The organism is Asinibacterium sp. OR53 (genome assembly GCF_000515315.1).
Taxonomy (GTDB): domain Bacteria; phylum Bacteroidota; class Bacteroidia; order Chitinophagales; family Chitinophagaceae; genus Sediminibacterium.
Genome location: NZ_KI911562.1, coordinates 2,314,143 through 2,324,228, shown reverse-complemented (window position 1 = coordinate 2,324,228; position 10,086 = coordinate 2,314,143). Strand labels below are relative to the sequence as shown.

The 10,086-nt window shown below is 47.4% G+C and carries 11 protein-coding genes; all 11 read right to left on the bottom strand.

What is annotated here, in order from left to right; genetic code table 11:
* Positions 1-4 precede the first annotated feature (4 nt).
* On the bottom strand, positions 5-1,546 hold the full coding sequence (locus SEDOR53_RS0110345; protein ID WP_026769660.1) for a glycosyltransferase family 39 protein: 1,542 nt from the start codon (positions 1,544-1,546) through the stop codon (positions 5-7).
* A 27-nt stretch (positions 1,547-1,573) separates the two neighbouring features.
* Positions 1,574-2,008: a type II 3-dehydroquinate dehydratase gene (gene aroQ / locus SEDOR53_RS0110340; protein ID WP_026769659.1), complete on the bottom strand. Its 435-nt coding sequence runs from the start codon at positions 2,006-2,008 to the stop codon at positions 1,574-1,576.
* A gap of 126 nt (positions 2,009-2,134) precedes the next feature.
* Entirely contained in the window at positions 2,135-3,229 is a 1,095-nt protein-coding gene (carA, locus tag SEDOR53_RS0110335) for a glutamine-hydrolyzing carbamoyl-phosphate synthase small subunit (protein WP_026769658.1), read from the bottom strand.
* Between the two features lie 116 nt (positions 3,230-3,345).
* On the bottom strand, positions 3,346-3,873 hold the full coding sequence (gene rplQ / locus SEDOR53_RS0110330; protein ID WP_026769657.1) for a 50S ribosomal protein L17: 528 nt from the start codon (positions 3,871-3,873) through the stop codon (positions 3,346-3,348).
* A 52-nt stretch (positions 3,874-3,925) separates the two neighbouring features.
* The gene (locus SEDOR53_RS0110325; protein WP_026769656.1) at positions 3,926-4,927 is read right to left on the bottom strand and encodes a DNA-directed RNA polymerase subunit alpha; all 1,002 of its coding nucleotides are present in this window, start codon (positions 4,925-4,927) and stop codon (positions 3,926-3,928) included.
* A 24-nt stretch (positions 4,928-4,951) separates the two neighbouring features.
* Positions 4,952-5,557 carry a 30S ribosomal protein S4 gene (rpsD, locus tag SEDOR53_RS0110320; RefSeq protein WP_026769655.1) on the bottom strand — a complete coding sequence of 202 codons (606 nt, stop codon included), beginning with the start codon at positions 5,555-5,557 and terminating at the stop codon, positions 4,952-4,954.
* A 176-nt stretch (positions 5,558-5,733) separates the two neighbouring features.
* A complete protein-coding gene (gene rpsK / locus SEDOR53_RS0110315) occupies positions 5,734-6,144 on the bottom strand; it encodes a 30S ribosomal protein S11 (protein WP_037361032.1) in 411 nt (136 codons plus the stop codon).
* 176 nt (positions 6,145-6,320) lie between these two features.
* Entirely contained in the window at positions 6,321-6,701 is a 381-nt protein-coding gene (gene rpsM / locus SEDOR53_RS0110310; RefSeq protein ID WP_026769653.1) for a 30S ribosomal protein S13, read from the bottom strand.
* A 29-nt stretch (positions 6,702-6,730) separates the two neighbouring features.
* A complete protein-coding gene (ykgO, locus tag SEDOR53_RS17720; protein ID WP_026774906.1) occupies positions 6,731-6,847 on the bottom strand; it encodes a type B 50S ribosomal protein L36 in 117 nt (38 codons plus the stop codon).
* 29 nt (positions 6,848-6,876) lie between these two features.
* Positions 6,877-7,095: a translation initiation factor IF-1 gene (gene infA, locus SEDOR53_RS0110305; RefSeq protein ID WP_026752042.1), complete on the bottom strand. Its 219-nt coding sequence runs from the start codon at positions 7,093-7,095 to the stop codon at positions 6,877-6,879.
* 97 nt (positions 7,096-7,192) lie between these two features.
* Positions 7,193-10,051 (bottom strand): hypothetical protein, encoded by a 2,859-nt coding sequence (locus SEDOR53_RS0110300; RefSeq protein WP_026769652.1) that lies wholly within the window; start codon positions 10,049-10,051, stop codon positions 7,193-7,195.
* Between the last annotated feature and the right edge of the window lie 35 nt (positions 10,052-10,086).

Here is a 10,086-nt window from a genome sequence, read left to right as displayed (position 1 = left end):
TTATTCAGAGCGGTACCGGCGGTACCTGCTTGCATGATTTCAGTCGGTACACATAAAAATAACGCACGATCTTCCCACCCCGGACCTGGTTAATAACAGTTGGAGGGGCTATCGAAGTAAAATAGCGGCCGTATTTCGCGGCAACATTCATGGGAAGATTGGAGGGAACAATACAATACGCATCATCACCCAACTGCAACCACCTTCGTTCTTTATTGAGCCAGGCGAACTTATGGATGTCCTGCAGGCTGCCCACTCCTAATAGCGTCATGCCCGTAGTGCGCGCCGTATAAAATTCGAGGTGTCCACCGGGGAACCACTTATCTACCAGTATGGGAGCCTGGGCTTTCATTTTGCCGGTACTGGAATCTTCTGCTACCAACCGGCTGAAATCATTGCTGAAATGCTGCCAGCCCGACATATCCAATGTTGGACAGTACTCTCCATAATTCTCCTTTTCATGACTGCCAAAATTCACAGGTGAATAACGGATCAATCCAATACCTGCTACCAATACGATCGCCACCAAAGTCATGGCCACTGTAATAAAAGGCGGATAAACATGCCTGGCTTTTTTCTCCAGGAAGAGCGCGGCCACCAGGAAAAGAGGAATATAAGCCGGTCCGGCCCAGTGCGGCAAAGTAGGATTGAACAAGGAGATGCCCCAGAACAACAGGAGCATGGGCAGGCTCATGCAAAACAGCCAGGTGCGGATCTTGTTACCCGAAAAAGAGAACCATATTCTCCGGGTGATGAGCGCTATCACCGACACCAGGATCAGCAAAAAGATCACCGGGTTTTGATACGCAAATTCCCCTCCTATCTCTCTTCCCAACATATCCCATTGTATAGAGGTATGGGTAACACGTTCCGAATGGTAACGATAAGTAATGAAATGATTTTTGATGTTCCAGTAAACGATGGGCGAAATACATACTGCTGTAACCAATACCCCCATATAGAAGCGCCAGTTGAACAACCATTTGCTGTTCGTGAACAAAAGGAACAGTCCGAAGCCTACCCACAAGAACAAAGCATGTACTTTACACAATGTGGCCAGTCCGATCAGTAAACCCAGCAACAACCATCTGCCAGGTTTTCGCTCACTGTTTTTGAGGAACATTTCTGCCATCACGTACAATGCCCCGGTCCAGAATAGCATTTGCGGTGAATCGGGCAGGATAAAGAAGCCAGCAATAAAACCGGTGTACACAGAGCAGGTGTATACCAGCGCAGCATACCAGCCCAGTTTTTCGCTCGACAGGAGTTTACCTAATTTAAAAATGATCCAGGTAGCAACGGCAGCGCAAAGAATAGCACCCAGCCGCATTGTGGTCTCATTCACCCAAAGCTCGTTGAAAGTAGTAAGGCGTATCAACCAACCCACCATCGGCGGATGATCGAAATGATTCCAATCGGGTTGTAACGAATAAGTCCAGTAATACACTTCATCATTACCCAGTTCCAGCAAAGAAGCCGCAACGAGTTTCACGATCATGCTGATGATGATCAGCCAAAAAACCTTATTCGCATATTGTTGACGCATGATGCAGCAAAAAGCAAATACCGTACCTTACTTTGTTTGTGCGTGTTGTATGAGCCAATGGATGGCCAACTCATACCCTTTCAGTCCCAATCCGAAAATACTACCGGCCGATTTGCCCGATACATGCGATAGCTTTCTGAACTCTTCCCTTGCATGCACATTACTGATATGCACTTCCACCACCGGCACGTTGATAGCAGCAATGGCGTCCCCAATGGCTACTGAAGTATGGGTGTACGCCGCGGGGTTCAACACAATACCGGCAAAATCGGCATAACCAGCCTTTTGCAGCTCATCTACCAGCTCGCCTTCGATATTGCTTTGAAAATAATGCAACGTAACATTGGGGAATATATGCTGCAACTCCTTCAGGTAATCGGTGAAGGACTGGTTCCCATATATATCCTTTTCCCGTTTGCCGAGCAAATTCAGGTTTGGTCCGTTGATGATGGCGATTTTCATACGCCGAAAATACAGTAATTATCGTCATACTGAGCGAGCGAAGCGAGTCGAAGGATCTGTCCGATCGTTCAGACAGATCCCTCGGCTACGCTCGGGATGACGTACTATACCAACAAGGAATAAAGATTATCGCATCATTGCTACAAACTGATCAAAGAGATAACGGCTGTCGTGCGGACCCGGTGTACTTTCCGGATGGTATTGCACGCTGAACGCCGGTTTGTGTTTGAGCCTGATCCCTTCGATCGATTCATCATTGAGGTTCACATGCGTTACTTCCACATCGGGATGTTTGCGCACCGCTTCGGGGTCTACACCAAAGCCGTGATTCTGTGTGGTAATCTCACAGGTGCCTGTGATGAGATTCTTAACGGGATGGTTCAATCCCCTGTGCCCGTGGTGCATTTTGAAAGTGCGAATGCCATTGGCCAGCGCCAGTAACTGGTGACCAAGACAGATACCGAACACAGGTATGTCTTCGTTGAGTATATCTTTTACAGTGGTGATCGCATAATCCATGGCAGCAGGATCGCCGGGGCCATTGGAAATAAAGTATCCGTTCGGGTTGAATTCTTTCATCCGGCTCAACGGTGTTTTGGCCGGATGCACACGCACGTGTGCGCCGCGTTGTACGAGGCAATCCAGTATGTGTTTCTTCACCCCCAGGTCGAGCACAGCCACTTTCAGGGAGCTGTTGGTATCGCCCAGTTCATATTCTTTGGTAGTGCTGATGGTGCTGGACAATTCCAGTCCGTCCATATCAGGCACTTTGGCCAATTCAGCTTTCAGTTGATCAACATCCAGTATCTCGGAAGAGATGATGCAGTTCATAGCGCCTTTTGTGCGGATATGTGCTACCAGGGCCCTTGTATCGATGTGCTCGATAGCCACAATATTATTCGCCTGGAGATAAGCATTCACATCTCCACTGGCCTGCATACGGCTGAACTGCTCTTCCAGGTTGCGCGCGATCAGTCCGCGTATCTTAATGCTGTCACTCTCCACATCCGAATCTTTCACCCCATAATTGCCGATGTGCACATTGTTCATGATGAGCACCTGTCCGGTATAACTGGGATCAGTAAATACTTCCTGGTATCCTGTCATGCCGGTATTGAAACATATTTCCCCGGTAGTGGTACCAATTTTTCCAAATGCTTGTCCATGAAAAACGAGTCCGTCTGCTAATACTAAAATCGCGGGTAAGGTAGATTGGGGCATCTTGCTGCTTTGTTTATAATTTGTTTTGCAAAGAAACGAAATAATGATTTTCCTGTTTGCAAAAAAGGCAAGACTTATAAAAAGTCTTGCCTTTATGTGAATGAATTGGGATCAAACTATTCTGCCGTTTTTTCTTCTGTTGAAGGATTTTCAGCTGCCGGTGTTTCGGCAACCACTTCTGCTTCAGTAGCGGTCTCCGCTTTCTTGGCGCGGCTACGGCGTGTTTTCTTGGCAGGCTCTGCTGCTTTCGCAACATGCTTACCGTAGATCTCGTTGAAGTCTACCAGTTCGATCATGGCTTTCTCTGCATTATCGCCCGGGCGAATGCCCAATTTGATGATGCGGGTATAACCACCGGGACGGCCGGCTACTTTGGGACCTACCACTGTGAACAATTCTTTCACAGCTGCTTTATCCTGCAGGTAGCTGAACACTACCCTGTGCTGGTGCATGATGGTAGCAGTATCTTCACTTTTCTTGGTCTTGGTGATCAGGGGCTCTACGTATGTTCTCAAAGCCCTGGCTTTAGCAAGGGTGGTAACGATACGCTTGTGCGTGATCAGCTGGCTGGCCAGGTTGGCCAGCAACGATTCCCTGTGTGCTTTTTTACGGCCCAGGTTGTTGATTTTGTCTCCGTGACGCATGACTTGTTGTTTTGATCTTGTACCGTGTCAGGAATTACAAGATGTTGAAAAATTAATTATCTAAATTATCCAATCCTAATTTGTTCAGGTCCATACCGAAGCTCAGACCGCGTTCAGTCAGCACCTGCTCGATTTCAGAGAGCGATTTCTGGCCGAAGTTCCTGAACTTCATCAGGTCTTCCTGCTCATACTGTACCAGTTCGCTTAAGCTGTTGATCTTGGCAGCTTTCAGGCAGTTAAAGGCACGCACAGAAAGATCGAGGTCTTCCAGCGGGGTCTTCAATACCTTGCGCAGTTGCAGTACATGTTCATCCACCACATCTTCTTTCTTGTCTTCTTTGTTATCGAAAGTGATGTTCTCATCGGTGATGATCATCAGGTGCTGGATGAGGATGCGTGAAGCCTGCTTCACCGCTTCTTCCGGATGGATGGTACCATCGGTAGCTACGTCCAGAACCAGTTTCTCATAGTCGGTCCTTTGCTCCACACGATAGTTCTCAATGCTGTATTTCACATTCTTGATGGGTGTGTGGATAGAATCGATGGCGATGTATCCGAAAGGAGCTTCCTTGATCTTATTTTCTTCGGCAGGAATATAACCACGGCCTTTGGCGATGGTCAGTTCAATGTCCATTTTAGAAGTAGTATCCATGGTACAGATCACCAGCTCGGGATTCATTACCTGGAAATTCTGTGAAAGTTCGCCGATCATGCCCGCAGTGAATTCTGTACGGCCTTTGATAGAAATGGCGATCTTTTCGTTGGCAACATCATGCTCTACATGCTTTTTGAAACGCACCTGCTTCAGGTTCAGGATGATCTCAGTAACGTCTTCTGTGATACCCTTCACGGTAGCAAACTCGTGGTCTACACCTTCGATCTTGATACCTACGATAGCATAACCTTCCAGAGAGCTCAGCAATACCCTGCGTAAGGCATTACCGATGGTCAGACCGAAGCCTGGCTCCAGGGGGCGGAATTCAAATTGTCCTTCAAAATCAGTTGCTTTTTGTAAAACGATCTTGTCAGGCTTCTGAAAGCTTAATATGGCCATATTAAAACTTGTTTTTTTTACGGATTATTTAGAATACAACTCGACGATCAGTTGTTCCTTGATGGTCTCAGGAACACTTTCACGCTCGGGATAGGTAATGAAAGTGCCTTTTTTCTCGGCTTCATTCCAATCCAGCCAGCTGAACTTAGGGTTCTTACCGCGGTTCTTGCTGGTAACAGCTGAATTATCGGCGCTCTTGGGTTTGTAAGCGATGATATCACCCGGCTGGCACTGGTAAGAAGGTACATTCATTACTTCGCCATTCACAGTGATGTGCTTATGGCTCACCAGTTGTCTTGCTTCGGGGCGGCTGGCAGTCAGGCCCATGCGGAAAATGGTATTGTCGAGACGCGCTTCCAGCAGTTTGATCAGGTTCTCACCGGTAACACCTTTCAGGCGTTGTGCCTCTTCAAAGGTTTTACGGAACTGGCGCTCCAGTACACCATAAGTGTACTTGGCTTTTTGTTTCTCTCTCAACTGCAGGGCGTATTCGCCTAAAGTTTTACGCTTGCGGGCGGCTCCATGCTGACCGGGAGGGTTGCTGTTCTTACCCAGCCATTTGCCATTACCCAGGATGGGCTCACCGAAGATTCTTGAAATTTTGGTCTTGGGACCAGTGTAACGTGCCATTTGTTCTTTTTTGTGATTTTTTAATGACGACTTCCTATCAGTAAAAATCTAAAATCAATAGAAAGTCCTTTTATTTAAAACCGTCATTCCGAGCGAGTAAAGCGAGTCGAGGAACCTGCTGAAACCTTCATGAGGCCCTTCGATTCGCTTCGCTCACTCAGGGTGACGGCTAATTATTATACCCTACGTTGTTTGGGCGGACGGCAGCCATTGTGCGGTAAAGGAGTAACGTCTTTGATAGAAATTACTTCAACACCTGATTGTGAAATAGAACGGATAGCGCCTTCGCGACCGGCACCGGGGCCTTTCACGAATACTTCTACGCGTTTTACACCAGCTTCCAGGGCTACTTTGGCTGCATCTGCAGCAGCCATCTGAGCAGCATAAGGTGTGTTCTTTTTAGAACCCCTGAAGCCCATTTTACCGGCGCTGCTCCAACTGATCACCTGTCCGGCTTTGTTGGTAAAGCTGATGATGATGTTGTTGAAAGTAGCGGAAATGCGCACTTCACCGGCTGCATCTACTTTTACGATCCTTTTCTTGGCAGCAGCTTTTGCACTGTTCTGCGCTTTTTGTGGTTTTGCCATGTTCTCTTTTTGAGGTAGTCATCCCGTTTTCAGCAGGACTCGTTTAACAATGAAAAATCCCGATCTGCTCGGGAACCGTTTCACTCTCCTTCCCGACTCATCGGGAGATCCAAGCTGAACCGGATTTTATATAAGCAATCGTGAACAGGGTATTCCCTGCTCACGACTCACCTTATTTATTTCTTGGCAGCTTTCTTCTTACCAGCCACTGTCTTACGCTTACCTTTCCTGGTACGGCTGTTGGTTTTGGTACGCTGGCCACGAACCGGCAGTCCCTTACGGTGACGCAGGCCACGGTAGCAGGCGATATCCAACAAACGCTTGATGCTCATAGACACTTCACTACGCAAAGCGCCTTCCACCTTGAACTCATTGTTGATGATGTTACGGATGGCAGCCTGCTCATCATCATTCCACTGGCTTACTTTTTTGTCAAAGTCAATACCAGCTTTGGTTAAAATATACTGAGCAGTTGAGCGACCAATACCAAAAATATAGGTCAGACCAATTTCGCCTCTTTTATTCTTTGGTAAGTCAATACCGGCAATACGAGCCATATCTTGATTTTAGTTTTAAAAAAATTAAATTAACCCTGACGCTGTTTATAACGTGGGTTCTTTTTGTTGATCACGTATAACTTCCCCTTTCTCTTCACGATCTTGCAATCCGCGCTACGTTTTTTGATTGAAGCTCTGACTTTCATTGCTGTGTTTTTAAACTATTATAAGTACCTTATTTGTACCTGAATATGATCCTTCCCCTGCTCAAATCATACGGACTCATCTCCACTCCCACTTTATCACCAGGTAATATCCTGATATAGTGCATTCTCATTTTCCCAGAGATGGTGGCCAGTATTTCATGTCCATTTTCCAACTTCACCCGGAACATAGCATTGCTCAGGGCTTCCAGAATCACTCCATCTTGTTTAATCAACGGTTGTTTCGACATACAATTTTTGGGGCTGCAAAGATACTAAAGAGCAACCGAAATATGAAAATTTAATGTAAAAATTTCTTATCCAGGGGCAAAACAGGGCAAAAATAAGTTATTTGAACAATCTAACAGGTAAAATAAACTCCCAAACCCCTTGATTAGTAACCCCGTAGAACTCCCGATCCAGTAAACGGCTGTACCGCACCCCAAAGGTTACCGGCTCCTGGTTCCACCATTTGGTATCGAAATACAATTCACCCCCTGCTGTCCGGAACGGCCTTTCCAGCCCCGTACGCAGGCTCTTGCCTACCGTATAATCGAAAAAGGCATTGGCCCTCACCCGCAGGAAATAAACAACTTGACCCACTCCCCAGTCGGGATACAACAACGGAAAATGGTAATTCACGCCCAATTTCCACATCCTGGGAAAATCGATCCCCTGGTAGCCCCTGGAAAAAGGAAAATTGTTTTTGAAAAAATACATCCTGGCCGTATCCCTTTCCTGATAGGCCAGGTTCACCACCAGGCTATGATTACGCAAAAGGCCCGGCAGATACAGGGAGCCTGTCGCCAGGAACTGGTGCGCCGTAAACTCATTTACACTGTTGCGGTATTGCAGCAGGAATGAATGTCCCCAATGCGGATAAATATGCTGCGCAGCCTGCTGTACCTGGCCATAGTAAGCCAACACTCCTTCCACATAATTCACACCCACATTCCTGAACAGTTTTTGCCCCACGCCGGTCCACTTAACCTGGTCGGTATTGAACGTGCCTTGCAATACCAGTGCCCGGTACTGCTTCCCTGCCGTCAGGTTCAGGGGCAGGCGAAGGCCGCCGTAAGCACCCAGCTCGTTCCAGTAAACCGTGGTATCCTGGTTCCATAGCGCGCTGCGCTGCCATGTTTGGTTAACGCCAAATACGGGCTGTAGTAAGAAGCCGCCATAAATTCCATCATAGCCCACTTTGTGGCTGCCTTCGTTCCTGTTGTAGGTATACGAAAGTTGTGACTGGAAAGTATTGAGCACATTTTCGCCGTAGATGGTGAATGAATATTCAGGATAATCGTAGTATGGCCGCCAGCTGTGGAAATTCAACAGATTAAAGCCTTTGGAATAACGGCGTACAGGATAATACCCGTTGCCCAGCGAATCCAATATACCGTGGTCTTTGTTCTGATAAGCATCCCCTACATACAAAGTATGCAATTCATCCCGCGGGGTTGTTTTTTCCCAAAGCGGACTGAACCTTCCCAGCCGGTACCCACCGGCCGTAAACGTTGACCCCACCAATTGGCCGCCCTGGTCCAGGGTTCCCTGGTAAATGCCGGTGCTGTAAGCCGCCATGCGGTAAGTATTATACTGACCGGCACGGTCGATGCAGGCCCAGAGTTCATCTCGCCCATCATGCGTGGTGCTGAACAATAAGGTATCGCCCTTGACCTGCAAAAAACCAATGATGCGGTTGCTCAAGGGAATAATAGTTTCTGTTTTTCCACTACCCGTTTCCCATTTGCGGATACCCATCTGGCCTTTATCGTTGCGCACGATCCAATAGACCGATGCATCATCGGCAGAGAATTTCGGATATGTGTACACTTCGTTGCTTTGCTTCTGTTCACCCATCCGGCTTCCGTCTTCCACATTGATCACCAACAAGCGTGTAGTATCCCTGTCCTGCTTAACTGCTGTAACCAGCTTCCCGTTATGCGATATATCAGGCGTGAAATATCGTCCTTTGCCCGCCACTTGTTTTACCTGGCCCGACGCAATATCCAATATGCGGATCACATTGCGATCCCGGTTACCCCACCGCAGATCGGGCCTGATGGCCGTATACACAATGCGGTTGTTGTTGTAACCGAAATAGTCATCCGATGTGATATCCCTTACACCAATTCTTTCTTCTTTACCATTGCCGAGCAGTTTGTAAAAAGCGGGGATGCGGCTATAAGTGTTTTTCAGAACGATCAGCGAACCATCGTCCGCAGCATAAGGATAGCGGTAATTGACCACCCGGTTATTGTTACCTGTTGTAAGCCATTGCGGATCGGCAGTCTTTGCGCTTGCCCATTGCTGCTGGTAATAATCCATTGCATGCCGCACAAAATCGGGAAATTTTTCGCCGGTATATTTTTTCACAGCTCCCTGGAATGGATAGAACAATGGGCTGAAACGGGCCGCATCGTCCGTCACTTTTTTCCAGATATCATCGCCGTATTGCTTTCTGCCATAAGCCACCAGCAAATAACCCAATGCATAATGATCGGGCACAAAATTCCGGTACGATCCGTTGCGCATTTTCATGTAGCTATAGTGAATACCGGCATTGAAGAGCGATTGGTAATTGCTGAAAAACAGCGGAAGGCTGCCCCTGCCCTGCCGGGTGAGCATCGTTTCATTGAAAACGGCGTCTCCTTCAAAAAACCAGTTGGGTATGGCCGCCGCGTTTGCTATGGCTTGTCCTTCCTGGCCTAAAATGATCGATGCGAATTTCGATAAACCTTTCCTGAAATTACTATACTGCTGCACATGCCTGAACTCGTGAACAGACAGCAGATCGGTCCAGTTAACAGCCCCCAGCGAAAACGCGTTGACGGGAGGTGTGGTATAAAACTCACTGCGAAAAGGCCCCAATCCCACATACCCGTTGGAGATCAGTGTTTCGTCCTGCAAAACAATATTAACTTTATGAAGACTATTGCCGATGGTATTGGCATATTTCCGTTGCAACTGGTGCACGGTAGCCGCCACCCTTTCGCCCCTGCGTTCATCTCCTTTGGGGAAGATCACACGCACTGTATCTGTGTTGATCTGCCGCCACTTTGTAGACGGAGGATTGCCCCCGAATACCTGTCCGTAACCATCCATTGATATGGCCGATAATAAAAAAAACAGCAGAGCGAGCGAACGAAAACGCATGGGATTTTTGTCTTCAATATAATTAAAAAAACGTACCTGTCTATATCTCATCAATAGCCTCAACTGCAATCTATATGCCAGCAAAA